The sequence below is a fragment of the Brevundimonas sp. GW821-FHT09G01 genome (assembly GCF_059416065.1).
Genome location: NZ_JBWKOL010000004.1, coordinates 120,285 through 146,400, shown reverse-complemented (window position 1 = coordinate 146,400; position 26,116 = coordinate 120,285). Strand labels below are relative to the sequence as shown.

At 68.1% G+C, this 26,116-nt stretch carries 22 protein-coding genes; 10 read left to right on the top strand and 12 right to left on the bottom strand.

Features of this window, described 5'->3' with window-relative positions; all coding sequences use genetic code 11:
- Positions 1 to 51 precede the first annotated feature (51 nt).
- A complete protein-coding gene (locus AC07NB_RS09865) occupies positions 52 to 2,994 on the bottom strand; it encodes a TonB-dependent receptor domain-containing protein (RefSeq protein ID WP_291838121.1) in 2,943 nt (980 codons plus the stop codon).
- 361 nt (positions 2,995 to 3,355) lie between these two features.
- Between AC07NB_RS09865 and AC07NB_RS09860 the strand changes: the two genes are divergently transcribed.
- Both AC07NB_RS09860 and carB read left to right on the top strand, forming a co-directional pair.
- The gene (locus AC07NB_RS09860; RefSeq protein WP_291838124.1) at positions 3,356 to 3,670 is read left to right on the top strand and encodes a hypothetical protein; all 315 of its coding nucleotides are present in this window, start codon (positions 3,356 to 3,358) and stop codon (positions 3,668 to 3,670) included.
- Between the two features lie 27 nt (positions 3,671 to 3,697).
- Complete coding sequence (gene carB, locus AC07NB_RS09855; protein WP_494570726.1) at positions 3,698 to 6,997, top strand: carbamoyl-phosphate synthase large subunit; 3,300 nt, start codon at positions 3,698 to 3,700, stop codon at positions 6,995 to 6,997.
- 65 nt (positions 6,998 to 7,062) lie between these two features.
- Here the strand turns inward: carB and AC07NB_RS09850 are convergent, their stop codons facing one another.
- Positions 7,063 to 8,970 carry a methyl-accepting chemotaxis protein gene (locus AC07NB_RS09850; protein WP_492312390.1) on the bottom strand — a complete coding sequence of 636 codons (1,908 nt, stop codon included), beginning with the start codon at positions 8,968 to 8,970 and terminating at the stop codon, positions 7,063 to 7,065.
- 377 nt (positions 8,971 to 9,347) lie between these two features.
- On the opposite strand from AC07NB_RS09850, the gene AC07NB_RS09845 reads away from it, so the two are divergent.
- Positions 9,348 to 9,647 (top strand): DUF1294 domain-containing protein, encoded by a 300-nt coding sequence (locus tag AC07NB_RS09845; RefSeq protein ID WP_494570725.1) that lies wholly within the window; start codon positions 9,348 to 9,350, stop codon positions 9,645 to 9,647.
- A 41-nt stretch (positions 9,648 to 9,688) separates the two neighbouring features.
- On the opposite strand, the gene AC07NB_RS09840 is transcribed toward AC07NB_RS09845, so the two are convergent.
- Complete coding sequence (locus AC07NB_RS09840) at positions 9,689 to 10,984, bottom strand: dicarboxylate/amino acid:cation symporter (RefSeq protein ID WP_291832214.1); 1,296 nt, start codon at positions 10,982 to 10,984, stop codon at positions 9,689 to 9,691.
- A gap of 111 nt (positions 10,985 to 11,095) precedes the next feature.
- On the opposite strand from AC07NB_RS09840, the gene AC07NB_RS09835 reads away from it, so the two are divergent.
- The 4 genes from AC07NB_RS09835 (at position 11,096) to AC07NB_RS09820 (ending at position 13,585) form a co-directional block, all read left to right on the top strand.
- A complete protein-coding gene (locus tag AC07NB_RS09835; RefSeq protein WP_291832213.1) occupies positions 11,096 to 11,758 on the top strand; it encodes a glutathione S-transferase family protein in 663 nt (220 codons plus the stop codon).
- A gap of 78 nt (positions 11,759 to 11,836) precedes the next feature.
- Positions 11,837 to 12,025 carry a hypothetical protein gene (locus tag AC07NB_RS09830; protein ID WP_291832212.1) on the top strand — a complete coding sequence of 63 codons (189 nt, stop codon included), beginning with the start codon at positions 11,837 to 11,839 and terminating at the stop codon, positions 12,023 to 12,025.
- A 103-nt stretch (positions 12,026 to 12,128) separates the two neighbouring features.
- On the top strand, positions 12,129 to 12,602 hold the full coding sequence (gene greA / locus AC07NB_RS09825; protein ID WP_291832211.1) for a transcription elongation factor GreA: 474 nt from the start codon (positions 12,129 to 12,131) through the stop codon (positions 12,600 to 12,602).
- A gap of 50 nt (positions 12,603 to 12,652) precedes the next feature.
- A complete protein-coding gene (locus AC07NB_RS09820; RefSeq protein ID WP_494570724.1) occupies positions 12,653 to 13,585 on the top strand; it encodes a mitochondrial fission ELM1 family protein in 933 nt (310 codons plus the stop codon).
- Here the strand turns inward: AC07NB_RS09820 and AC07NB_RS09815 are convergent.
- The gene (locus AC07NB_RS09815; RefSeq protein ID WP_494570723.1) at positions 13,582 to 13,896 is read right to left on the bottom strand and encodes a glycine zipper domain-containing protein; all 315 of its coding nucleotides are present in this window, start codon (positions 13,894 to 13,896) and stop codon (positions 13,582 to 13,584) included. The two genes, AC07NB_RS09820 and AC07NB_RS09815, sit on opposite strands and share 4 nt — an antisense overlap.
- Positions 13,897 to 13,965: 69 nt before the next feature.
- On the opposite strand from AC07NB_RS09815, the gene trxB reads away from it, so the two are divergent.
- Positions 13,966 to 14,976 carry a thioredoxin-disulfide reductase gene (trxB, locus tag AC07NB_RS09810; RefSeq protein ID WP_291832208.1) on the top strand — a complete coding sequence of 337 codons (1,011 nt, stop codon included), beginning with the start codon at positions 13,966 to 13,968 and terminating at the stop codon, positions 14,974 to 14,976.
- 12 nt (positions 14,977 to 14,988) lie between these two features.
- Here the strand turns inward: trxB and AC07NB_RS09805 are convergent, their stop codons facing one another.
- From AC07NB_RS09805 to AC07NB_RS09790, 4 genes are all read right to left on the bottom strand, one after another.
- On the bottom strand, positions 14,989 to 15,441 hold the full coding sequence (locus AC07NB_RS09805; protein WP_494570722.1) for a response regulator: 453 nt from the start codon (positions 15,439 to 15,441) through the stop codon (positions 14,989 to 14,991).
- A gap of 59 nt (positions 15,442 to 15,500) precedes the next feature.
- A complete protein-coding gene (locus AC07NB_RS09800; RefSeq protein ID WP_494570721.1) occupies positions 15,501 to 17,024 on the bottom strand; it encodes a sensor histidine kinase in 1,524 nt (507 codons plus the stop codon).
- 83 nt (positions 17,025 to 17,107) lie between these two features.
- Entirely contained in the window at positions 17,108 to 18,247 is a 1,140-nt protein-coding gene (locus tag AC07NB_RS09795) for a cell wall hydrolase (RefSeq protein ID WP_494570720.1), read from the bottom strand.
- Between the two features lie 153 nt (positions 18,248 to 18,400).
- Positions 18,401 to 18,880 (bottom strand): Dps family protein, encoded by a 480-nt coding sequence (locus tag AC07NB_RS09790; RefSeq protein WP_291832204.1) that lies wholly within the window; start codon positions 18,878 to 18,880, stop codon positions 18,401 to 18,403.
- Between the two features lie 187 nt (positions 18,881 to 19,067).
- Between AC07NB_RS09790 and AC07NB_RS09785 the strand changes: the two genes are divergently transcribed.
- Positions 19,068 to 22,709, top strand: a complete 3,642-nt coding sequence (locus tag AC07NB_RS09785; protein ID WP_494570719.1) for a PAS domain S-box protein — start codon at positions 19,068 to 19,070, stop codon at positions 22,707 to 22,709.
- 45 nt (positions 22,710 to 22,754) lie between these two features.
- On the opposite strand, the gene AC07NB_RS09780 is transcribed toward AC07NB_RS09785, so the two are convergent.
- Entirely contained in the window at positions 22,755 to 23,117 is a 363-nt protein-coding gene (locus AC07NB_RS09780; protein WP_291832202.1) for a DUF6481 family protein, read from the bottom strand.
- 148 nt (positions 23,118 to 23,265) lie between these two features.
- The gene (locus AC07NB_RS09775) at positions 23,266 to 23,451 is read right to left on the bottom strand and encodes a hypothetical protein (RefSeq protein WP_494570718.1); all 186 of its coding nucleotides are present in this window, start codon (positions 23,449 to 23,451) and stop codon (positions 23,266 to 23,268) included.
- A gap of 489 nt (positions 23,452 to 23,940) precedes the next feature.
- Here AC07NB_RS09775 and AC07NB_RS09770 point away from each other — a divergent pair, with 489 nt between their 5' ends.
- On the top strand, positions 23,941 to 24,972 hold the full coding sequence (locus tag AC07NB_RS09770; protein ID WP_291832200.1) for a cell wall hydrolase: 1,032 nt from the start codon (positions 23,941 to 23,943) through the stop codon (positions 24,970 to 24,972).
- A 3-nt stretch (positions 24,973 to 24,975) separates the two neighbouring features.
- Here the strand turns inward: AC07NB_RS09770 and AC07NB_RS09765 are convergent, their stop codons facing one another.
- The gene (locus AC07NB_RS09765) at positions 24,976 to 25,191 is read right to left on the bottom strand and encodes a hypothetical protein (RefSeq protein ID WP_291832199.1); all 216 of its coding nucleotides are present in this window, start codon (positions 25,189 to 25,191) and stop codon (positions 24,976 to 24,978) included.
- Positions 25,192 to 25,267: 76 nt separating this feature from the next.
- Complete coding sequence (gene nadC / locus AC07NB_RS09760) at positions 25,268 to 26,113, bottom strand: carboxylating nicotinate-nucleotide diphosphorylase (RefSeq protein ID WP_494570717.1); 846 nt, start codon at positions 26,111 to 26,113, stop codon at positions 25,268 to 25,270.
- Positions 26,114 to 26,116 lie beyond the last annotated feature (3 nt).

Here is a 26,116-nt window from a genome sequence, read left to right as displayed (position 1 = left end):
AAAGGGGCGGCGTCATCGACGCCGCCCCTTCGTTCCGTTCCGCGCTAGACCTTAGAAGCGGGCGCGGACGCCGCCGAAGACCGAGCGGCCGAACAGCTCGTAGGTCGAGGCCGTGCCGTTGCCGGTCAGGCCGTAGGGCATCTGCTCGTCGGTGATGTTGTTCACCCCGACGAACAGCTCGACGTTGTCGGCTCCACCGAAGCCGCCGTCGATGCGGTAGCGCACGATGATGTCGTGATAGACTTGGCTCGGCACATAGTTCGGGTAGATCGCCTCGGCGGAGTTCACGCCCGGCTTCGGCGTGACGTCGAAGCGGGCCACCTCGTCCTCGAACCGGGTTTCCCAGGTCACGGCCAGGCCGCCGCCGTCCCAGGTCAGGCGGGACTTGTAGGACCATTCGGGGTTGCCGATTTCGCCCTTCTCGACGTCGATTTCGTCAGGACGATCAGCAAACGCGAAGAAGTCCAGCTCCTTCAGATAGTTGGCGCTCAGGCTGCCGGAGAGCCGGCCGCGCAGTCCGCCGAACAACCGCGGGTGATCCATCGCCAGGGCGTCCAGGTCGCGCTGATAGGTCAGCTCGAAATCCCAGCCCTTGGTGGTCAGCATCGCCGCGTTGATGAAGGTCGTCTCAACGAAGTCGATGTTGTTGTCGGCGCCGCGGGTGAACAGCGAGCAGAAGTTCGCGTCCAGGCCGCCCGTGGCGTCGTAGCAGTTGTTGATGATGTCCTGGGCCCCGATCGACGCGATCGCCTTGTCGATCTTGATGTCATAGTAGTCGGCCGTGAAGGTCAGACCCTGGATCCAGCGCGGCTGCAGGACGACGCCGTAGGTGAAGCTTTCGGCTTCTTCCGGATCGAGGTTCGGGTTGCCGCTGGACGTGCCGTCGATCGACGCGTTGGTGTTGGAGTTGAAGCCGCCCGGGAGACCGTCGGCCGCACAGTTGGCCGCCCGATCCGGATCGGCGTTGATGTTGTTGACGTCGCAGGGATCGCTCACCGAGAAGAAGCCCGCCGTCGTCGGCAGGAAGGCCTCGGTGATGTTCGGGGCCCGAACGGCGCGCGAATAGGTTCCGCGGAACATCACATCGCGAGCCGGCGCATAGACCGCGCCGACTTTCCAGGCTTCCGCTCCACCGACCGTCGAGTAGTCCGCGTAGCGGTAGGCGCCGTCGATCGACAGGCGATAGGCGAACGGCAGATCCGCCAGCAGCGGGAGGTTGAACTCGCCGAACACCTCAGTGACGTCGAACTCGCCATAGGCGTCAGGCTGCGCGGCGCTGTCGGCCAACCCCGACTTGATGAAGGGGTCGTTGATGTTCTCGCTCGTCTCCTTGCGATACTCGAAGCCGCCGGCGAAGGCGATCGGGCCGCCCTGCAGGTTGAAGAATTTCGAGGTGTCGAAGTTGAACAGGCCGGTCACCACCTCTTGGGTGATGGTGTGGTTCCGAGTCGCCTCGTAGGTCACGTAGTCGATGGCGGCCTGGGAGTTCTGGCGGCCGAACGGGTTGAACGCCACGCAGGGTTCCGAGGTCTGGTCGGGACCAGGCGTCATGTTGCGGCAGACGACCTCGCCGGTCGGCAGACGGATCGCGTCGATCGCCGCGGCGTAGTTACCGGGGATCATGCCGCCCGTGGCGTCGAACCGGTTCTGGGTCTCACCGTAGTTGTACGACAGGTCCCAGTCGAAGTCGGCGAAACCGGTCTCGAACGTGCCGCGCAGGCCGGTCACGACACGATAGGTCTCACGCGAGATATTGTTCACCCGCGAGCCCATGTCCGCGTTGAAGCGGCCGAAGGTGATGTCGCGGCCGGCGATGACGGCGGCCAGCTCCGGGGTGATGAACGCATTGTCGGGCTGGATCAGGTAGTCGCCGAACGTGAAGGACGGCTGGACGGAGTCCTGGATCTCGGACCGGACGAACTTGGCGTCCAGATAGCCCGTCACATTGGGAGAGAAGTCATAGCGAAGCCGGACGTCGGTCCCGTACCGATTGGTCCGGGGCACCAGCGTGACATAGTCCTCCAGCGAGGTGCAGGTCTCGCAGTCGCCGAACTGGCCGAAGGCGAAGCTGTTTTCACCGATGCGCGGCTGTTGCGGAACGGGCGACCCGTTGTTGCGCAGCGCGGTGATGATCTCGAACGTATTGGCGTCGATGATGACGCCGTTCTCGTCGAGGTAATCGGTGAGCACGTTCGGCACCAGGATCCGGTCGGGGATGCCGTCGTTCGGCCCGGTGTTCAGCGGGTTGATGATCGAGCCGTAGTCGCGCAGCGCATCGACCTCGCTGGCCATGACCCGGTCAGAGTGATCGTAGAACAGGCTGACGGTCGCGTTGGCGCGATTGTCCAGGAAGTTGCGGCCGTACACGCCGTTCAGGGACCAGGTGCGGCCGCCGCCGTCGGGAACGCCCCCGACCTGGGCGGTCATCTCGCCGCCGTCGAAGTCGTTCTTCAGGAGGATGTTGACCACGCCGGACACGGCGTCCGAGCCGTAGATGGCCGATGCGCCGCCGGTGATCACTTCGACACGCTCGACCAGCGCGGCCGGAATCGAGTTCAGATCGACCGCGGCGTTGCCCGCGTCGCCGCCGACGTGACGCTTGCCGTCCACCAGGGTCAGGGTCCGCGCGGCGCCCAGGTCCCGCAGGTTCGGGAAGTTCAGGCCGCCCGAGTCGCCGAAGCTGTCGGAGTTCGCGCGAACGGTGGAGTTCGCGCTCAGCGCCGGAAGTTCCGCCAGGATCTGGCCCAGATCCTGGGTACCCGACGTCTGGATCGCTTCCTGGGAAACCGTGGCGACCGGCGTGGGTTGTTCAAGGTTCGGACGCGGAATGCGCGATCCCGTGACGACCACCTCCCCGATTTCAGTCGCTTCATCCTGCGGAGCGGGCTGTTGACCGCCCGCATCCTGGGCGAAGGCGGGCGTAGCAAGCAGCGCGGCGGCGAGAAGGCCGCCTGTCAGCGCGGAGGAATCGCGGAGGCGATTACGGAATGACATGATTTCAGAACCCCGATGAAATGCGGCCGACTAGGGCCAGACTGGTGACGCAAAGATTTGGACGCGCGCAGAAACTCCCCCCGCGAACGTCCGTTGGGCAACCCAAAGCGGCGGGAACTTGTTCCCTTCGCCTCGAGTGTGTTCGTCTTGGGAGGGAATTCCGGCAATGATTTGTCACATCAGCGACACACCCCGTGGGAACGCCCCCGGATAGCTTGAGGACCGGTCGGCGCCGGGGTGTCTTTTCGCCTTGCCGCCGACGCCCCCCTTCTCTAGACGGGCCGCTTAACCGACAACCCGAACGAAACCGCGCCGGCGCAAGCCGCGTCGGGTTCGCGCGCGCAAGGAGCCTCCCCCGCCCGTGTCCGCCTCCGACGCCAGCCATGACGAACGCGACGCCGCCGTGCGCGCGGCCCTGGCGGCCCAGGGCGACAACGGCGTCACGCCCCGGCACACGCTGTTCTACTTCTACGGCGAGGGCGACCACGACGACCTGAACGAGGTGGCGCGGCGCGCCGGCTTCGTGACCCGGGGGCAGGACGACATGACCGTTCTGGAAACGACGATCCCGGTGGACGAGACGTCGTTCGCGCCCGTTTCCTCCATGATGCAATCCTGGGCCGCGGCCTTCCAGCTCGACTACGACGGCTGGGAGTGCGCGGTCGTGACGAACTGACGATCCAAAGAAGAAGAGCCTCAGGCCATGCCCAAACGCACAGACATCCAGTCCATCCTGATCATCGGCGCGGGCCCGATCGTGATCGGTCAGGCGTGCGAGTTCGACTATTCCGGCGTGCAGGCCTGCAAGGCGCTGAAGGCTGAGGGGTACCGGGTGATCCTGGTCAACTCCAACCCCGCCACGATCATGACCGACCCGGAGGTCGCCGACGCCACCTATATCGAGCCGATCACGCCCGAGATCGTCGAGAAGATCATCGCCAAGGAACGGCCCGACGCCCTGCTGCCGACCATGGGCGGCCAGACCGCGCTGAACACGGCGCTGGCGCTGGAAGAGTCCGGCGCGCTGGCGAAATACGGCGTCGAAATGATCGGGGCCAAGGCCGAGGTCATCGACAAGGCCGAGGACCGTCAGAAGTTCCGCGACGCCATGGACAAGCTGGGCCTCGAAAGCCCCCGCTCCAAGGCCGCCCACTCGATGGAAGAGGCGCTGGAGGGGCTGGAGTTCGTCGGCCTGCCCGCCGTCATCCGCCCGTCCTTCACCCTGGCCGGCACCGGCGGCGGCATCGCCTTTAACCGCGAGGAGTTCGAGGAGATCGTCCTGCGCGGCCTCGACCTGTCGCCCACCACCGAGGTGCTGATCGAGGAGTCGGTGCTGGGCTGGAAGGAGTACGAGATGGAGGTCGTCCGCGACACGGCGGACAACTGCATCATCATCTGCTCGATCGAGAACATCGACCCGATGGGCGTGCACACGGGCGACTCGATCACCGTGGCGCCCGCCCTGACCCTGACCGACAAAGAGTACCAGCGCATGCGCACGGGCTCGATCAACGTCCTGCGCGAGATCGGCGTCGAGACCGGCGGATCGAACGTGCAGTGGGCCATCAATCCGGCCGACGGCCGCATGGTCGTCATCGAGATGAACCCGCGCGTGTCGCGGTCTTCCGCCCTGGCCTCCAAGGCCACCGGCTTCCCGATCGCCAAGGTCGCCGCACGCCTGGCCGTCGGCTACACGCTGGACGAACTGCAGAACGACATCACCAAGGTCACGCCCGCCTCGTTCGAGCCGAGCATCGACTATGTCGTCACCAAGATCCCGCGGTTCGCCTTCGAGAAATACCCGGGCTCCGAGCCCCTGCTGGGCACTTCGATGAAGTCGGTGGGCGAGGTCATGGCCATCGGCCGGACCTTCCAGGAATCGATGCAGAAGGCCCTGCGCGGCCTCGAGACCGGCCTGACCGGCTTCAACGAGATCGAGATCGAAGGCGTGGCGGATGTCGAGGACGACGCTTCGGCGCGCGCCGCCGTCATCCGGGCGCTGGGCCAGCCGACGCCCGACCGCATCCGGGTCATCGCCCAGGCCTTCCGCCACGGCCTGACCGTGGAAGAGGTCAACGCCGCCTGTTCCTACGAGCCCTGGTTCCTGCGCCAGATCGCCGACATCGTCCGCACCGAGGGTCATGTCGTCGTGCAGGGCCTGCCGACCACCGCGACCGACTTCCGCAGGCTGAAGGCCAAGGGCTTCTCCGACGCCCGTCTGGGCCAGCTGACCGGTTCGACCGAGAAGGCCGTCCGCAAGGCCCGCCGCGCGCTGGACGTGCGCCCGGTCTTCAAGCGCATCGACACCTGCGCCGCCGAGTTCGCCTCGGCCACGGCCTATATGTATTCGACCTATGAGACGGGCGCCCTGGGCCAGGTCCCCGAGTGCGAAGCCGCGCCGTCGGACAAGCAGAAGGCCATCATCCTGGGCGGCGGTCCCAACCGGATCGGCCAGGGGATCGAGTTCGACTACTGCTGCTGCCACGCGGCCTTCGCCTTCGACGACATCGGCGTCGAGTCGATCATGGTCAACTGCAACCCCGAGACCGTCTCGACCGACTACGACACCTCCGACCGCCTCTATTTCGAGCCTCTGACCGAAGAGGACGTTCTGGAGCTGATCGACGTCGAGCGCTCGAAGGGCGAACTGATCGGCGTCGTCGTCCAGTTCGGCGGCCAGACCCCGTTGAAGCTGGCCCATGCGCTGCAGGAGGACGGCGTGCCGATCCTGGGCACCACGGTGGATTCCATCGACCTGGCCGAGGACCGCGAGCGCTTCCAGAAGATGCTCAACGACATCGGCCTGAAGCAGCCGCCCAACGGCCTGGCCCGCAGCGCCGAGGAAGCCGCGCAGAAGGCGGAAGAGGTTGGTTATCCGGTCGTCCTGCGCCCCTCCTACGTGCTGGGCGGACGCGGCATGATGATCGTCCACGACCGCGAGCAGCTGGACCGCTACGTCCATGAGGCCATGCGCGTCTCGGGCGACGATCCGGTGCTGATCGACCACTATCTGAACCGCGCCACCGAGGTGGACGTGGACGCCCTGTGCGATGACGAGACCGTCTTCGTGGCGGGCGTGCTGGAGCATATCGAGGAAGCCGGCGTCCACTCGGGCGACAGCGCCTGTTCGATGCCGCCCTATTCGCTGTCGCCGGCCATCGTCGCCGAGCTCAAGCGGCAGACCGAGGCCATGGCCCGGGCGCTGAAGGTGCGCGGCCTGATGAACGTCCAGTTCGCCATCGAGGAGCCGCACAGCGAAACCCCGCGCATCTTCGTGCTGGAAGTGAACCCGCGCGCCAGCCGCACGGCGCCCTTCGTGGCCAAGACCATCGGCCAGCCGATCGCCGCCATCGCCGCCAAGGTCATGGCCGGCGTGCCGCTGAAGTCCTTCGGCCTGGCCGACAAGCCGTACGATCATATCGCGGTCAAGGAAGCGGTCTTCCCGTTCGCCCGCTTCGCCGGGGTCGACATCATCCTGGGCCCGGAAATGCGCTCGACCGGCGAGGTCATGGGCCTGGACTGGAAGCGCGACGGCGAGGCCGACATGGCCCCCGCCTTCGCCCGCGCCTTCGCCAAGTCCCAGCTGGGCGGCGGCACCACCCTGCCGGCCGCGGGCTGCGCCTTCATCTCGGTCAAGGACGAGGACAAGCCCTTCATCCTCGACGCCGCCAAGACCCTGCTCGCCGAAGGCTTCACCCTGATCGCCACCGAGGGCACCCACGCCTACCTCGTCGGCGAAGGCCTTGAGGTCGGGCTGGTCAAGAAGGTGCTGGAAGGCCGTCCGCACATCGTTGATGCGATGAAGAACGGCGAGGTCCAGCTGGTCTTCAACACCACCTCGGGCAAGCAGTCGCTGCAGGACAGCTTCAGCCTGCGCCGCACCGCGCTGATGATGAAGATCCCCTACTACACCACCGCCGCGGGGGCCCTGGCCGCCGCCCAGGCGATCGGGGCGATCAAGGCGGGCGAACTGGATGTCCGCCCGATCCAGGACTACGCCTGACTCCCAGCCTCTCCTGTCAGGATGGCGGGGGCGAAAGCCGGGACGAGCGGGATTGAGTCCGTGCCCTAGAACTCCTCCCAGCCGTCGGCGGCGGCGACCGGTTCGGACCGGCGGGCGGCGCCGCCGCGGCCGATGATTTTCAGGGCCGGAACAGGACGGGCCGCCGGACCCGGCGCCGGGGCGCGGGCCGTGGCCGGGGCCGCGTCGCCAATGCGGAAGCGGGCGACGGACGAGGCCAGGCCCTCGGCCTCCTGCGTCAGCGAGTGGCTGGCGGCGGTCGACTGCTCGACCATGGCGGCGTTCTGCTGGGTGACCTGATCCATCTGGTTGACGGCGGTGTTGACCTGCTGAAGGCCGGTGGCCTGTTCGTTGGCCGAGGCCGCGATTTCGGACACCAGGCCGTCGATCTCGGCGACGCGGCCGACGATGCGCTGCAGGGCCTCGCCGGTCTGGCCGACCAGTTTCACCCCGGTGTCGACCTGGCTGGTCGAGGCCGAGATCAGGGTCTTGATCTCCTTGGCCGCTTCGGCCGAGCGCTGGGCCAGGGCCCGGACTTCGGAGGCGACGACCGCGAAGCCGCGGCCGGCGTCGCCGGCGCGGGCCGCCTCGACCCCGGCGTTCAGGGCCAGCAGGTTGGTCTGGAAGGCGATCTCGTCGATGACGCCGATGATCTGGCTGATCTGCTGGGCCGATCGTTCGATGGCGCTCATGGCCTCGACGGCGTCGCGAACCACGATGCCCGAGGTCTCGGCGTCACCGCGCGCGCCCTGGACCACGCTGGAAGCCTGACGGGCGCCCGAGGCGGTCTTGTTGACGGTGGCGGTGATCTGATCCAGCGCGGCGGCGGTTTCCTCGAGGCTGGCGGCCTGCTGCTCGGTGCGGCGCGACAGGTCGTCGGCCGCGTGGCTGATCTCGCCCGAGCCCGAGCGGATGGCCGAGACGTTGGTGACGACAACGGCCATAGTGTCCTTCAGCGCACCCATGGCGGCGTTGAAGTCCGACCGAAGCTTTTCATACTCGACCGGCAGGTCGTCCGTGACGCTGTAGGTCAGATCGCCCTGGGCCAGTTTCTCCAGCGCGACGCCGAACGACTGCACCACCAGCGCCTGCTGCTGGGCGATCGCCGCCTCGCTGGCGGCCTTCTGGTCGCGGTCGGCCCGGGCCTTGGCCTCGACGACCTCGGCGTCAGCCTGGATTTTGGCGACGGCGGCGTCGCGGAAGACCACGACGGCGTTGGCCATCTCGCCCAGTTCGTCGCGCTGGCCGACCGCCGGCACAGTGATGCCGTGATCGCCGTCGGCGAGGCGACGCATGGCGGCGGTCATGGCCTGGAGCGGAGCCGAGACCCGGCTCAGGATCACGCGTGTGGTCACCGCCAGCACGCCCGCCGCGAACAGGGCGACGAGGCCCATGATCATCAGCGAAATCTGGAACACCCGCGCCGCGGCCGCGCCGTCCTCGCGGGCGACTCGGACCTGCAGATCGACCAAGGCCCCGATGCTGGCGCTGACGGGATCGATGGCAGGATAGAGTTCGGTCTCGACGAACTGCGCGAGCGCGGGGGCGTCTCCCGATCGCAGAATGGTCTCGAGCCGGGCGACCGCGGCGTTCGCGGCGGGCAGGCCCTCGGTCACGCTGGCGATCAGGGTCTCCTCCTCCGGCGTCATCTCCGTGGCGCTGTAGGCGTTCCAGTTCTGGGCGATGGTCGCCTTGGCGGCGGTGATGTCCTCCAGAGCCTTGGACGGGGTGATCGCGCCCGCGCGCGCCTTGTGCGCCGTATCGACGATGTTGACGGCGTACATGTCGCTGGCCGCCTTCAACTGCTGCATCGGGACGATCCGATCACCGATGATCGAGCGCATCCGGCCATCCACCATCGAGGCCGAGATCCAGCCGCTGAGGCCTATCGCCGTCATGCCGATGGCGAGGGCGCCGAGGCATGCCAGAAGGCGGGTCTTGATGGTCATCTTCATCGGGCGTCTCCCCTTGGGGTATCGCCAGGCGCGGATAGGGCGGCCCGACGCGATCCCCATCACGCACCTCAGAATGTCACCGTTATTGATTAATCGAAGATCAATGTTTCCCCACTTCTGTGCACGCAAGGTGCGTGTGCAGTAACCAAGGCTCATCACGAAGCAGGTACAAATACGTATACGCAACAACAATAGGTAGTATTGTTGAAAATATTCTCCGATCTGCAACCCCAACGAGGAAACGCTCGTGTTGATCCCCAGACAACGCGGCGGAAACGCCCCCGGCCCGGTCGCTCCCGCGCGCTCGGCGACGCTCTGGCCGTGCTGATCGGCCTCGGGCTGTCGTCCCTGTCGCGGCGCGGGGGACCGGAGTCGCCTTGAACGTCGCCGCCTCGTCCGACTATGTGGTCCCGGCCTTGCTGATCGGGTTGGCCGGGCTGGAGGGCGCCGCCTTCCTCCTGTTCGCGCATGACAAGGCGGCCGCGCGCGAACACCGGCGCCGCGTCCCCGAACAGAGCCTGTTATGGGCGGCTGTGTGGGGCGGTATCGGGGCGTGGCTGGCGTGCCAGATACTGCGCCACAAGACGCGCAAGGAGCCGTTCCGGACGCTCCTGGCGGCGGCGGTGCTGGTTCACCTGCTGGCGGTCGGTGCGGGGGTCTGGTGGATGTCGGGCTGAGTGGCTCGCCGAAGCAGGCGCCATCAGCGCCGCGCCCGCGCCTAGATCCCGGCGCCCGGCTCCGGGTCCAGATCCGCATCGCGGCCCTCGACGATCCGCGCGGCGGCCAGGTCGGCGGTGACGTTGCCGATGGTGCGGAAGATGTCGGGGATGACCTCGACCGCCAGCAGCAGCGGCAGCACCTGCACCGGCACGCCCATCGCCAGACAGATCGGGGCGATGGAGACGAAGAAGCTGACCTGACCGGGCAAGCCCACCGTACCCACCGACACCGCCAGCGCCGTCAGCCCGCCCGCGATCCACAAAGCCGGCCCCAGATGAATGCCGTGCAGGTGGGCGACGTAGATGACCACGGCCAGGTTGGCGACCGGGCTGGTGATGCGGAACACCGCCACCGCCAGCGGCAGGACCAGACCCGCCGTCGCCGTGGACACGCCCAGGGCGGTGCGCGCCTGCTCGACCATGGCCGGCAGGCTGGCCAGCGAGGACTGGGTCGAGAAGGCCACGACCTGGGCCGGGGCCACACCGCGCGCGAACCGGCTCAGGCCGATGCGCCCGAACGGAACGGCCACGACATAGATCAGGATAATCAGCCCGACCTGGGCCAGCACCACCAGGGTGACGTAGTGGCCCAAGACGCCCAGCGCGCCGAGACCGGCGTTCAGACCCACGCCCATGGACAGGGCGAACACGCCGATCGGCGCGGCCAGCAGCACCCAGTGGACGATGACGATCATCGTCTCGGACAGGGCCTCGAAGAAGGTCACCAGCGGCGCGCGCAGGCGGGCCTCCAGCCGGGTGGTGGCGAACCCGAAGGCGATGGCGAAGACCACGATGCCCAGGATGGCGTCCTCGGCGGCGGCGCGCACGGCGTTGGGCGGCGCCAGGCTGGCCAGGAAGGCGGGCAGGCCGCCGCCGTGGGCGCTGCTGATGACCACCGAGGCGTCCGGCGCGCTGGACAACAGGGTGCGCGCGCCCTCCGGGCTGATGGGCCACAGCATGTGCAGCCCCTCGGACGCGAGGAAGGCGTAGGTCACCGCGCCGAGCAGCAGCAGGCCGAACACCAGCAGCGCCTTCAGCGCCAGCCGCCCGGTCGAAGCCGCATCCGCGATGGAGGCGATGCCGGTCACCAGCAGGCTGAAGACCAGCGGAATGATGGTCATCTTCAGGGCGTTGAGCCACAGGGACCCGATGGAGGCGATCAGCGTCGCCGTCCCCTCTCCGCCCGGCAGGCCCCAGGCCTGCGCCGCGGCGCCCGCGAACAGGCCGGCCAACAGGGCGATCATCACCCAGAGGCTGAGGGATTTCAGGGCGGAACGAAGTCGGGAAACGGCCATGCGGTGAAGCTAGGCGGGGTTTACGCCGGACGCCATCCATCTTGTGCGTTCGCCTCTGGACGGACGCGGCGTCAACACCGCACAACAGTGATCCTCTGACGGAGCCCGGCCATGATCATCGTCCACCATCTGAACGACTCCCGCTCGCAGCGCGTGCTGTGGCTGCTGGAAGAGCTGGGCGTCGAGTATGAGGTCAAACGCTATGAGCGGAACGCCCAGCGGCTTGCCCCGCCCGAGCTGCGCGCCATCCATCCATTGGGCAAGTCGCCGGTGATCCAGCACGACGACATCATCGTCGCCGAGACGGGCGCCATCGTCGAATACCTGCTGGAGACCTTCCCCGACCCGGGCCTGAAGCCGCCCGCCGGCACGCCCGAGGCCCGGCGCTACACCTACTGGCTGCACTATGCCGAGGGTTCGGCCATGACGCCCCTGCTGCTGAAGCTGATCTTCAGCGTCGTCCCGCAGCGTTCGCCCCTGCTGATCCGCCCCATCGCCCAGGGCATTTCGAAGAAGGTCGGGGCCAGCCTGATCGACCCGCAGATCGCCAACCACATGGCCTACTGGGAAGCGGAACTGGGCAAGGGCGAATGGTTCGCGGGCGACCGCTTCAGCGCCGCCGACATCATGATGAGCTTCCCGCTGGAGGCCGCCGGCTCTCGCGCGCCGTTCGGACCGAAGATGGCCAGGGCGAAGGCCTTCCTCGAGCGCATCCACGCGCGCCCCGCCTATCAACGCGCCCTGGAACGCGGCGGTCCCTACGCCTACGCCTGATCTCCTGACAGAAATGACACAGGCGTGGGTGATCGCTCGGCGGGCGAAACCCCGGGGCGCGGGCCGCGTTAACGATTCATGCGCCTGAAGACCGTCCAGATCATCGCCGCCCTCGTCGCGGCCCTCGCCTTCGTCCTGGCCTTCATCGCCGCGGGCGTCCTTTTGCTCTCCGGCCTGTTCATGGTCGTCGGCCTCGCGGCCGTGGCCTGGCTGGCCTGGAGCCTGATCCGGCAGGTCCGCAAAACAGCGAGCGCGACGCGCCCTTGAACCTTTGGGCTTGGCGCCCTACCCTCTTGGGCCGGTCGCGTGCGCCCAGCGACCTCTGTGCCGAGTAGTCTGTCAGTCGGGCGAAGCAAGAAACTCACGACATATGGAAAAAGTGCCGATGACGGCCGAGGGCTACCGTGTCCTCGACGATCAGCTTAAGCAATTGAAGTCGGTCGAAAGGCCGAGCGTCATCGCGGCCATTTCGGAGGCTCGCGAACACGGTGACCTGTCCGAAAACGCCGAGTATCACGCGGCCAAGGAACGGCAGGGCTGGATTGAAGGCTCGATCGCCGACATCGAGGACAAACTGTCGCGCGCCCAGGTGATCGACGTGTCCAAGCTGTCCGGCAGCCAGGTGAAGTTCGGCGCCACGGTCACCGTGGTCGACGAGGACACCGAGGAAGAGGGCCGCTATCAGATCGTCGGTGAACACGAAGCCGACGTGAAGGCGGGCAAGATCTCCATCGCCTCGCCGATCGCCCGCGCCATGATCTCGAAAGAGGTCGGCGACGTGGTCGAGGTCAACACGCCCGGCGGCGTGAAGGCCTATGAAATCCTCAAGGTCGAGTGGAAGTAGGCTCGCAAAAGCCTCTTTCGATCCGGGTCGTCTCTGACGGCCGGGTCGGCATGGAAAATCAGGCGCTGGGGTTGGCGGAAGCCCTCCAGCGCCTTTCGCCGTCTGAAATCACCGTCCGACGCGTGCGGTGGCGCAAGGTCTTCGACAAGCTGCCGTCTGCCCTCAAAGCGCCGTGGATGCTGGACCCGGCCTTGGACGATCCCTTCCCGGCGACCGGCGAGGCCTGGCCGGACGTGTGGATCGCCACCGGCCGGGCGACCCTGCCCCTGTCGCTGATCGCCAAGCGCCGCTCGGGCGGGAAGACCTTCGTCGTCCAGACCCAGGACCCGCGCTGGCGCACCGGCGACTATGATCTGGTGGTCGCGCCCCGGCATGACGGAATCGAGGGGTCGAACGTGCTGTCGATCACCGGCTCGCCGCACCGCATCTCCGCCGCACGGCTGGCGGAGAGCGCGGCGGCCTTCGCCGACCGACTGGAGCCCCTGACCCGCCCGCGCGTGGCGGTGCTGATCGGCGGCAAGTCCCGCGCCCACGACCTGCCCGAGGCCCATGCCGCCGACCTGGCCGACCGCATAGCCGCGGCGATCACGGCGGCGGGCGGGTCGCTGATGCTGACCTTCTCGCGCCGTACGCCCGATGCGGCGAAGGCGGCGATGACGGCGCGGCTGTCCCACCTGCCGGGTCTGATCTGGGACGGGACCGGCGCCAATCCCTATTTCGCCTTCCTGCAGGCCGCCGACCACATCCTCGTCACCGAGGACAGCGCCAACATGGCCGCCGAGGCGGCCTCGACCGGCAAACCGGTGCACATCCTGCCGATGGTGGCGACCAAGCCGGCGGACAAGTTCGCCCGCCTGCACGCCGACCTGCGCGAGCGCGGCGCGGCGCGGCCGTTCGACGGCGCGCTGGCGGGCTGGAGCTATGAGCCGCTGGCCGAGACCGACCGGGCCGCGCGGATGATCCTGGAAAAGCTGGGGCTTTAGTCCCCGCCGCCGCCACCGCCGCCGCCATCGGAACCGCCACCGTCGGAGCCGCCGTCCGAACTGTTGTCATGACCGTCACGGTGGCTGTCGGCCGGATAGACGGTCCCGCTGCTATCCGACCCCTCCTTCTTGTTCTTGTCCTTGGCCGCGTTGACGGCGCCCATCAGGGCGACGCCCAGGCCCGCGCCGATGGCGACGCCGAGGCTGAGGCCCAGCGCGAGATTGTCGGTCGCCACCCCGATCGCCGTCCCCATGCTGACGCCCATGGCGATCCCGAGCGGCAGGAAGGCCGCGCCGTTGTTCTTCTTCATCCCCGACTCCCTTGATCCGAGCCCACCCTAGCCATCGCGGAATCCGGAATCAGCTCTTAAATAGGCGCCATGAGCACTCTCCGTACCGTCCGCGTCGCCATCATCGGTTCCGGCCCCGCCGGCTGGACCGCCGCCATCTATGCGGCGCGCGCCATGCTGCAGCCCGTCGTGATCGCGGGCCTGCAGCCCGGCGGCCAGCTGACCATCACCACCGACGTGGAGAACTATCCCGGCTTCGCCGACGTCATCCAGGGCCCTTGGCTGATGGAGCAGATGCAGAAGCAGGCCGAGCACGTCGGGACCGAGGTCATCCACGACATCGTGGTCAAGGCCGACCTGTCGCAGCGCCCGTTCCGCCTGACGCTGGATTCCGGAACCGAGATGCTGGCCGAGACGGTCATCATCTCCACCGGCGCCCAGGCCAAGTGGCTGGGTCTGGAGAGCGAGCAGAAATATCAGGGCTTCGGCGTCTCCGCCTGCGCCACCTGCGACGGCTTCTTCTACCGCAACAAGGAGGTCATCGTGGTCGGCGGCGGCAACACCGCCGTGGAAGAGGCGCTGTTCCTGACCAATTTCGCATCCAAGGTCACCGTCGTTCACCGCCGCGACGAGTTCCGCGCCGAGCGTATCCTGCAGGACCGCCTGTTCGCCCACCCGAAGGTCGAGGTGGTCTGGAATAACGCCATCGACGAGATTCTGGGCGAGACCAACAGTTTCGGCGGCGTCAACGTCACCGGCGCGCGGATCAAGAACGTCGAAACGGGCGAGACCCGCGACATCACGGCTGACGGCGTCTTCATCGCCATCGGTCACGCCCCGTCGTCGGAACTGTTCGCCGGCCAGCTTGAGACCAAGCAGGGCGGTTATCTGGTCGTGAAGCCGGGCACCGCCGCCACCGCCATCGAGGGCGTCTGGGCCGCCGGCGACGTGACCGACGACGTCTACCGCCAAGCCGTCACCGCGGCGGGCATGGGCTGTATGGCCGCGCTGGAGGCCGTGCGTTTCCTCGCCGAGGAAGACCACGCCAAGGCCCACCACCCGATCACGCACAAGGAAGCGGAGAAGATCGGGGTCTGGTAGGCCCCGCTCGGATCAGCCGAACAGCTGCAGCCCAGGAGGGGCGTATTCGATCGGCTGGCCGGTGCGGCGACGCAGGGCGTAATCGACAGCCGTCTGCACCGCGCGCTCGTCCGTCGGCTTCGACAGCACGCCGATGGTTCCCGCCACGCCGTTGCGCACCATGCCCGGGTTGGCCGTCATGAACAGGACCGAGACCCCCAGGTCCTGACCCAGCTCGCGGCCCAGCTCGACCCCCGTCGGCCCGTCCGACAGATGGATGTCCACCAGCGCCAGATCGACCTCGGTCTCGCGCACCAGGTGGCGGGCGGTCCGGGCGTCCGACGCCATGCCCACCACCTCATGGCCCAGGTCCTCCAGCACGTAGCGGAGCTCCATGGCGACGAGCGCTTCGTCTTCAATGATAAGGATACGGGCGGTCATCAGGCAGTGCGGAACACGGACTTTCACAAATAGGTTCGCGTACATCTTTGGGACGCGGACAGGGGGAACGCACAGGTCGTCAGCAGGTTTCAGGCCAATGTCCGTTACCGGACATCCAGAGCCGCCCTTCGACGAGACAGTGCCGTTGCGGGAAGATCCGCGACCACACACAGGCCGTCCGCCGCCCAGTCCCGGTCCAGCCGCCCGCCCAGCTGTCCCTCGACGGACAGGGTGGCCAACGAAGAGCCGAAGCCTGAATGTTTTGGCGGTCCCGCGACCGGCGGCCCGCCGTGCTCGCGCCAGGTCAGGATGAAACGCGCACCCTCGTTCCGTGTCTCAAGCTCGACATGGCCGCCCTCGACCGACAGGGCGCCATACTTGGCGGCGTTTGTCGCCAGTTCATGGAAAAGCAGAGCCACGGAAGTCGCGGCCTGGTCGTCGAAGGTGGCGTCGTCGCCGCTCAGCAGAACCCGCGCGGCTTCGTCCGATCCGGCGTAGGCCTTGAACAGGTCGGCGAGGAAGGCGTGCAGGGTCATCGTTCCCACGGTGGGCCGGGAGGTCTCGGTATGGGGCCGCACGAACTCATGGGCGCGGGCCAGCGCGTTGATCCGCGTCCGAAGCGCCGTGGCGAAGGCCTTGGCCTCGGGGAACCGCCGCGCCGACAGGGCGATCAGGGCCGAAACGACGGCGAAGATGTTCTTGATGCGATGGCTCAGCTCCTGGCTGAGCAGCTCCTTGGACTGCTCCATCCGCTTCAGGTCGTCGATGTCCGTGCAGGTGCCGAACCAGCGCACGATCTCGCCGCTCTCGTCGCGGATCGGCATGGCCCGCCCCAGGGTCCAACGATAGACGCCCGAGCGATGCCTCAGCCGGTACTCGATCTCATAGGGTTCGCCCGTCGTCAGCGACTGGCGCCAACGGGCCCAGGCCCGCTCCTGATCGTCGGGGTGGAAGATGTCGTTCCACCCCTCGCCGTCGGTCGAGCCCTCCGGCACACCGGTGAACTCGTACCAACGGGCGTTGTAATAGTCGTGGAAGCCGTCCGGCAGGGTCGACCAGACCATCTGCGGCATGGAATCCGCGACCGCCTGGAACTGGGATTCGGATTGCTGCCGCTGGCGTAGCGCCCGGCGCAGTTCCAGCTGGGCCATGACCTGGGCGGCGAGCACCTCCAGCGCCTCAAGCTGCAGGGCCGTCGGCCCCTCGTGCCGGACCCGGGTGTCGAGAACGCACAGGGTGCCGATCGGCAGTCCTTCGGCGGATTTCAGCAATTGGCCCGCGTAGAACCGCAGGCCGCTTTCGCCCGTCACCAGCGGGTTGCAGGCGAACCGCTCGTCGGCAGTAGCGTCCGGAACGATCATCCGGTCCTGCTCGAGAAGGGCGTGGGCGCAGAAGGAGGTGGCCAGCGGCGTTTCCCGGACGCCCAGCCCCACCTCGGCCTTAAACCACTGCCGCTCCTCGTCGATCAGATTGACCACCGCGATCGGCGCATCGAAGACCCGGGCGATCAGGGTCACGATCCCGTCGAATGCCGGTTCACGCTCAGTATCGAGAACATCGAAGGCGCGAAGCGCCGCCAGACGGTCGGCTTCGGCCCAGGTGGGCGACGGATCGGAAGGAGCTGACAAGCGAACCTCTGACGGCGCGCGCACGGCGCACGGCTCATATCAATGCGATTGGCGGCTCAGCGTTGCAATGACGACCGAGATCATCAGGACGAGGGACGACCGACTTCCTCGACATCCATGGGCGTCACGCCGGGCGCGGGGGGCGTGGGCGCAGCCGCGGCGGGAGCTGGGGTCTCGAACGCGGCCAGCCGCTGGTTGATGGCGGCGATGTCCTGCGCCGTGGCCTGGCGACGACCGCCCAGCGAGGTGACGCCCACCACACGGGTCTGGCCGTTGATCTCGACCGTGCGCATGGCGCTTTGACCATTGGCGGCGGCCAGGGTCAGGGCGGCGTCCGCCTCGGCCACGGTGGTCGCGTCGGGAATCTGGATGCGGGGCTTCGAGAAGCGCGCCTCATCGATCAGCGGCTCACGCCCGGCATAGGCCTGACGGAAGGCCGCCGGTTCGCCGTAGACGCCCTTCCAGCGATAGAAGATGTGCGCCCCGATCTGGGTCAGCTTGTTCAGCGTCGGGGCCCACCAGGGGTGGACGTAGTCGGCGTGATAGTGGGTCGCCGTGCCGACCCTGGTCGAGACGTAGCCGGCCAGCGCCCGGTCCGCGACCTTGCGCGCCCGCTCCCAGGCCCAGGCCACCGGGGCCTGCCCCAGAGCGCCGTCGCAGGTGAAGCTGAACTGGCAGCCGGTGGTCCGCTCGGCGCCCTCGAAGACGACGCCGCAGACGGTGTTGGCGTAGTTGGGGTCGCGCACGCGGTTCAGGATCACCTGGGCGACGCCCTCCTGGCCCTCGGTCGGTTCCAGCGCCGCCTCGTAATAGATCGCCTGCGTCAGGCAGCGTTGGGCACGGCGGCGATCTTCAGCCGAGGCGGGACGGAAGACGAAGGGCTGGGCGGCGCGCAACAGCCCCGACGTCGTCGGCGTGGCGGCGTTCAGGCGCATGGCGTCCAGGCCGGTCTCGCCGAAGTCCAGCGTCGGCTTGCCCGCCAGCGTCAGGCTCTCCCACCCCGGGGTCAGGCCGTAGAGGGCCGCGCGGCGCAGCGAGGGATCGAACCGCTCGGCCAGGGCCAGCTGCGACGGCGTCATCCGCCCGGCGATGGCGCTCAGCCCCTTGTCGGACAGATCGCCGCCGGTCAGCTGGCGCACCGCTTCGACACGCCGGTCGATTTCGGGACGGGGGGTCGAAGACGCCGCCATGGCCACACCGAAAACGGCCAGCACAACGGGCACGGCCGGCCCCAGCCGTCGCGCCGCCTTCACTGCCGAGGTCAGGGTCGTCCTGTTCAGCGTCCGTCTCCAAAGCGTCCGATCACGGGACCGGAGCAAGGTTCATGCCCACGAAGGGCGGCGCTTTTCGGGCGGAAAAGCGCCGTTCGACCAGCCTTACCGGCCGCCCAGCGTCGAGCGCAGCATCCAGGCGAACTTCTCATGCGCCGCCAGACGCTGGGTCAGCAGGTCGGCCGAGGCCTCGTCGCCCGCGGCGTCGGCCACCTCGAACGCCTTGCGGGTCGTGGCGATCAGGGTGTCGTGGTCGCCCAGAAGTTCCTTGAGCATCGGGCCGGCTTCCTTCTCGGGATCGCCGTCCTTGATCGAGGTCAGGTTGCCGAAGCCGGAGAAGCTCTGCGGGGCCAGCACGCCCAGGGCGCGGATGCGCTCGGCGATGTCGTCCAGCGCGGCCCAGATGTCGCGGTACTGCTGTTCCAGCAGATTGTGGTAGCCGAAGAACTCCGGCCCGCGGACATTCCAGTGATAGCCGTGCGTCTTGAGATAAACCGCGAAGCTGTCGGCCAGAACCTTGGTCAGTTCCGTCGCGACGTCATTGCGTTCGGTTTTGCTCAGGCCGGTGTCGATGGTCACGGTCATGGGGAGATCCTGCTCAGAAAGGCTGTAAGGTCGGCGATACAATTAGGCGCCCGGACGGTCGCGGCCAAGTCCGACCATAGGGGTCCTTGATGACACAATGGGATATATAGGGCGTTCGGGAACGCCCTTGGCGAGAAAGCGTTGCAGTCTGTCGCGCTGATCGACAGCCGCGCAGGGATGAAACGGCTTGGGGGCGGACAGGTTCTTCAGACAACTCGCGCTGGCCCAGCCGGGGCGCCCCGGTCAGGCGATCCTGACCGGCCTGCTGTGCGGCGCCGCGGGACTGGCTGTCCGCGCGATGCTGCAACCCCTGTTCGGCGGCGCCAGCGGCCTGACCGTGCTTCTGCCGGCCGTCCTGATCGCCGCCTTGTGGGGCGGCCGGTTCGCCGGCTACGCCGCCATCATCGTCAGCATCGTCGGCGCGGTCGCCCTGACCCAGCTGGCCGGCGGCCTGATCGCGTTCAATGCGACCAGTCTGGCGGTCGGCGTGGCCAGCTTCATCTTCGCGGGTCTGTTCGGCACGGTGCTGGGCGCCTCGCTGCGCTCCACCCTGCGCGATCTGGACGACACCGTCAGCCGCCTGCGCGCCTCTGACAGCCTGGTCGACGAAACCACGTCCGAACTGCGCGCCATGGTCGAGCAGGCGTCCGCCGGCATCGCCCGCGTCGGACTCAACGGCAAGATTATCAGCAGCAACGCCCGCTTCGCCGAGATTCTCGGCCTGAGGCCCGACCAGGCCGTCGGGATCACCACCGGCGACGTGACCCACCCCGACGACATCGCCCTGACCAGGAGCGCGCTCGACGCGGCCCGCGCGGGCGGCGACGGCACGATCGAGAAACGCTACCTGCGGCCGGACGGCTCGACTGTCTGGGCCCTGACCAGCCTGCGCGCCCTGACCTCCCCCACCGCCGAGCCGATGGGCTTCATCGCCGTGGTCGTCGACATCACCGCCGCCAAGGCCGCCGAGGCCGCGCTGCGGGAAAGCGAGAGCCGCTTCCGCCTGATGGCGGACACCGCGCCCTCGCCGGTGTGGATGACCAACGCCCACGCCGAAGTCGAATTCGTCAACAAGGCGCTGGTCGAGTTCTACGGCCGCCCCGCCGAGCACATTCTGGGCTCGGTCTGGCGCCAGAGCGTCCATCCGGACGACGTGGCCGAGATGACCGCCGTCATGGAGGTCGCCCGGCCGGGCCATCATCCCTACGGCTTCGAGGCGCGCTTCCTTCGCTTCGACAACGACTGGCGCTGGATGCGGATCGCGGTCAATCCACGCTTCGACGCCGCCGGCGCCTTCCTGGGCTACGTCGGCATGTCGTTCGACATCACCGAAACCCGCAACGCCATGCAGGCGCTTGAGGCCCAAGAACGCCGCCAGAGCTTCCTGCTATCCCTGACCGACCGCCTGCGCGACCTGACCACGCCCGACGACATCATGGCCGAAGTCGAACGCTCGCTGGGCGACGAACTCGGGGCCGACCGCGTCGGCTATGGCGAAGTCGATCAGGAGCGGGGTCTGGTGTCGATGAGCCGGGACTGGACCACCGGGGCGGTCAGCGCCCAGGGCCAATTCAGCCTCGGGGAACTCGGCGCCGACCTGATCAGCGACCTGGCAGAGGGTCGGCTGATCCGCATCGCCGACGTGCGCAAGGACAAGCGGACGCGCGGCGCGCTCCAGGCGTTCGAGCGGCTGGGCACCCGCGCCCTCATGCGCGCGCCTCTGCATCGCGGCGGGCGCCTGCGAGCCTTCCTCTACGTCCATAACTCGACGGTCCGGGAATGGACCGACGCCGAGGCCAACCTGCTGCAGGAGGTCGGGCGCCGCACCTGGACGGAGATTGAACGCGCCCGCGCCGAGGGCGCCGTGCGCGAGAGCGAGGAACGCTTCCGCGCCATCGCCGACACCGCCCCGGTGCTGATCTGGGTCACGGGCGCCGACCGGGTGCGCGAGTTCGTGAACCAGGCCTATGTCGCCTACAACGGCGGCTCCTACGAGGAAGCTCGGCTGGCCGACTGGCGCGCCATGATCCACGTCGACGACCATGAACGCATCATCCAGGACTCCATCGCGGGCGAGGCCACCGGCCAGCCCTTCTCGATGGAGGCCCGCTACCTGCGCCATGACGGCGAGTACCGCTGGCTGAAGTCCTTCTCGCGCCCGCGGCTGGACGCCGACGGCGAGGTCATCGGCTTCGTGGGCGTCGCCTTCGACGTCACCGACATCCGCGAGGCTCAGGCCCGACTGACGGAGTCCGAGACCCGCTTCCGCACCGTCGCCGACAGCGCCCCGGCCCAGATGTGGATGACCGACGAGACCGGCGCCGTCGTGTTCGCCAACAGGCGCTACCGCACCTTCTTCGGCGTCCGCCGTGACGAGGACCTGCAGGCCAACTGGGCCGCCACCATGTCGGCCAACGGACTGGAGGCCTTCCATTCCGGCTTCCTGACCGCCCTGGCGCAGCGCGACCGGTATGAAGGGATCATGGAGATCGTCCACCCGCAGATGGGCCGCCGCTGGCTGCGCTGCGAGGGCATCCCCCGCTTCGACGGCGCAGGCCATTTCCAGGGCTACGTCGGCGCCAACATCGACATCACCGAGGCTCGGCAGGCCGAGGAAGACCTCAAGCGCATCAACGAACTGCTGGAAGAGCGCGTCAGCGAAGCCATGGCCGAGAAGGCCAAGGCGGAGGCGGACCTGATGCACGCCCAGCGCATGGAGGCCGTCGGCCGCCTGACCGGCGGGGTGGCGCACGACTTCAACAACCTGCTGACCGTGGTCATCGGCGCGCTGGACATGATGCTGCGCTCGCCCACCGACCTGGCCCGCCAGAAGAAGCTCGGCGAGGCCGCCCTGGCCGCCGCCCGCCGCGGCGAAGGCCTGACCCACCAACTCCTGGCCTTCTCGCGCCGTCAGGCCCTGCGGCCCGAATCTCTGGACCTCAACGGCCTGATCCGCGAGAGCGAGCCCCTGCTGCGCCGCGCCGTGGGCGAGGCCGTCGAGTTCAAGCTGAAACTCCGTCGCGGCGGGGCGCGGGTGAACGTCGATCCGTCCCAGTTCGAGGCGGCCCTTCTCAATCTGGTCGTCAACGCCCGCGACGCCGTGGGCGACAAGGGCGGCCGCATCACCGTTCAGACGCAGAGCTGCAAGGTCCGTGGGGGCGAGGTGCCGGAGCTGCCGGCGGGCGACTATGTCTGCGTGACCGTGTCGGACAACGGCTCGGGCATCGACCCGGAGGTGATCAGCCGCGTGTTCGAGCCCTTCTTCACCACCAAGGCCATCGGCAAGGGCACCGGCCTGGGCCTGAGCCAGGTCTACGGCTTCGCGCGGCAATCGGGCGGCGGCGTGCGCATCGCCTCCACGCCGGGCCGGGGCTCCGAAATCCGTCTCTACCTGCCGCCGCTGGACCGGCTGAGCGAGCTGGAGACCGTCGAACGCGGGATATCGCCCTATCCGCAGGTCACGGCCCGCCGCATCCTGCTGGTCGAGGACGATCCGGGCGTGGCCGCCATCGCGCTGGATCTGCTGACAGCCATGGGCATGGACGTGGCGACCGCCGACACCGGCCCGCGCGCGCTGGAGATGCTGCAGGTCGAAGGCTTCGACCTGATGCTCAGCGACATCGCCATGCCCGGCGGCATGACCGGGATCGAGCTGGCGCGCGAGTGTGCGAAGAAGTGGCCGGACATGCGGATCGTCCTGACCTCGGGCTATGCCGGCGAGGATGTGGACGAGGCCCTGTCGGACGCGCCGTGGCCGTTCCTGCGCAAGCCCTATTCAGGCGCGCAACTGGCCGACATTCTGGGGCAGGTTCCCGCCCGAGCGGAGTGACGCCCGCGACCGCCTGATGGGCGACCGCGGGTGTTCGTCAACAGATCAGCGCGAGCGCGCCTTGCGGGCGGCGTAGCGGGCGTCGCGCGCGGCCTTCTGCTCTTCCTTGGTGAGCTGCTTGCGCTCCTTGCGTGCGGCGCGCTTCTCGGCGTCGACAGCTTCCTGGGCCGCCATCTGCGCGGCCAGACGCGCGGCGTCCTTCTCGGCCTTCTCGCGGCGTTGCTCGGCCTTGGCCAGCTCGTGCTGCTGACGCAGGGCTTCCTTTTCGGCGGCGCGCTTGGCGGCGAGCTTCTCGAATTCAGGGTCGGGGGCGGCGGCCTTCGGCTTGAACTTGGCGAGCAGGGCCTTCTTGGCCTCTTGCTGGGCGGTCAGGCGATCGGTGAAGCCGGTTTGTTTCAGATCTCTCATGCGTGGAGTCGTCGTATCCTTGATCGATTGTCAGATGCGCGTACGCCGGAGCGAGCGTGGCTCAGCCCCGGGCGGGTCCGCTAACCCCATATGGGCGCGAAAAGCAAGGTTGCGAGGGCGGATGAACACATCCGCCCCGCTCAGTGTGTCACTTGGGGCGCTCTGCGTGACCCACGGCAGCGCCCGCCGCGCCGCCGACCGCAGCGCCGACCGGACCGGCCACGACGGCGCCGGCGACCGCGCCCGTGGCGGCCTTCTGTTCAATGGTGTGCCCACAGGCGGCGGCTCCCGCGGCGAGGGCGGCGACGGCGAATACGGTGGCGATATGGCGCATGATGGTTCTCCTGTTCGGTTCATCAAACGTCAGCGTCGCCGTGAGGGTTCCACGCTGTAACCGGAAGTCGCACGCCATCCCGACCCACCGCGCGATAACAGACCAACCTCATAGGAAAGACTAAGACTGACAACGCGACCGGGCCAAAAGGTTGAGATAGCGAAGACAAATACAGTAGAAGCCACATTAACTGGACCCATGTATTCTGAGTTAACCCCCTTTAACCGGCAGACTTCACTGCGGACATCACGCGATGTTGCGCCGCACCCAATTCTTGCGAATCAACCACATTGGCGCCACAAACGGCTGGCTTAAGGCGCGTCCTTCGATTTCCGCTCATTCGCCGAACATCGAAACTGCTGCAGCCGGTCCGCGATCCTCGCATCGCCCGGCGGCGAGACTACCCGGGGGCGGCACTGCGCCCTGCCGAACAGGACCGAGCCTTTGTCGAAACCGTCTCAGACGCGCGCGAACCCGACTGCTGAACACGTGGCCCGCATCCGGCCCGGTACGGCGGCGGCGATGTTCGGCGCTCTGGTGGGATTGGCTGTGGGCGGCGCCTATCTTGGCGGCGCGGCGGCCAAGGCTTCGACTGTGCAGGCCCAGGCTGAACGTATCGACGGCGCGACCTCCGCTGGCTTCACCGAGGAAGCCCTCGCCGCAGCGGCCGGCGGCCTGGACGAAAGCGCGCTGACCATCGCGCGCCGTCACGACCCCTATACCGTCGCCGGCCCGACCCAGCGCGACCGCCAGGCCGAACTGCTGACCGCCCGTCTGGAACAGCTGCGCGGGAACGCCCCGCTGCGCGCCGACGGCCTGCGTCAGGTCAATCTCTCGGCCCCCATCGCGGCCCAGCCCTTCCGCCTCGGCGGCGCCCTTGAAGCCTCGCGCGATCTCGATTGCCTAACCCAGGCCGCCTATTACGAAGCCCGCGGCGAAGGCCGCGACGGCATGCGCGCCGTGGCTCAGGTGGTTCTGAACCGCGTCCGCCACCCCGCCTTCCCGAAGACCGTTTGCGGCGTCGTCTTCCAGGGCGCGGGCCGCCAGACCGGCTGCCAGTTCAGCTTCACCTGCGACGGCTCGATGCGCGGCCGCGTCAACCGGGGCGCCTGGGACCAGGCCCGCGCCATCGCCTCCGCCGCCCTGTCCGGCTCGGTGTTCGGCAGCGTCGGCAACGCCACCCATTTCCACACCACCGGCGTCGCGCCGCAGTGGCGCAATTCCCTGATCCGCGTGACGCAGGTCGGTGACCACCTGTTCTACCGCTTCGGCGGCCGTTCGGGCGCCAGCGGCGCCTTCTCCTACGCCGCCCGCCGCTCGACCGCCGCCGACGCCGCGCCGCAGCTGATCCAGGCCAGCCTTGATCCGACCGGCCCGGCGCGTGACGTGGGCGCCGTCGCCTACAACCTGCTGATCGCCCAGGAAGGCCGCGCCGCGCCGCAGGCCGAAACGCCTGCGCCGGCCGCTCCGGCGGTCACCGCCGCCCCGGCGCCTGAAGCCCCGGCCACGCCCGCCGCCTGATCCTCAGCGCTCCTGCACCTTCCAGTGGGTGGTCAGGTTCTGACGCAGGTTGCCGAACCGGCCCTGCTCATCGAGATTCACATCCGCATCGCCCGGCTGGCCCGACTGGGCGCCGGTCTCGAGGTCGCGACGGTCGGCCTGTTTGGCGTCGTCCAGCGGCTTTCCGCCCCGGTCGGCGAAACTCCGCTGTTCCTTGGGAATTCTGGGGGCGTGGGTCATCTGAAGTCTCCTTCCGTATCGGGAAGAAAACCGTCCTGCGCCCGGGTCGTTCCGTAGCGAGGTTCGCCGGACGGCCTCAAACCGCGTCCAGACCAATATCCAGCGACGGCGCGGAGTGGGTCAGGGCGCCAACCGAAATCACGTCCACGCCGGTCTCGGCGATGGCGCGCACGGTCTCCAGATTGACCCCGCCCGAGGCCTCCAGCGTCACCCGCCCGGCCGTCCGCGTCACGGCCTCGCGCAGCATGGGCAGTGTGAAGTTGTCCAGCATGATCACGTCAGGGCGTTCAGCCAAGGCTTCGTCCAGCTGGTCCAGCCCGTCGACCTCGACCTCCACCTTCATCAGATGGCCCGCCGCCGCCTTGGCCCGCCGCACGGCCTCGCCGACCCCGCCGCAGACGGCCACGTGGTTGTCCTTGATCAGGATCGCGTCATCCAGTCCGAAGCGATGGTTCAGCCCGCCGCCGCACAGCACGGCGTGCTTCTCCAGCGCGCGCAGGCCCGGCGTCGTCTTGCGGGTGTCGGCGATGCGCGCCTTGGTTCCGGAGACGGCCTCGACATAGGCGTGCGTCAGGGTGGCGATGCCGCACAGCCGCCCCAGCAGATTCAGCGCCGTCCGCTCGGCCGACAGAAAGGCGCGGGCGTCGGCCTCGACCTCGGCCAACACCGCGCCGGCCTCGAAGGCCTCGCCGTCGCGTAGTTTCAGCTCGACCGACGCCTTGGGGTCCATGGCCAGCACGGCCAGCCGCACGCAGTCGAGTCCGGCCAGTACCCCGGGCTTGCGCGCCGCGAAGACCGCCCGCATCCGCGCGTCTTCGGGAATGCAGGCCTTCGCCGTCACGTCGCCCGCCCGGCCCAGATCCTCAGCCAGGGCCAGTCGCACCACGGGCTCGATCAGCAGGTCAGGCAGGGTCGGGATCATGAG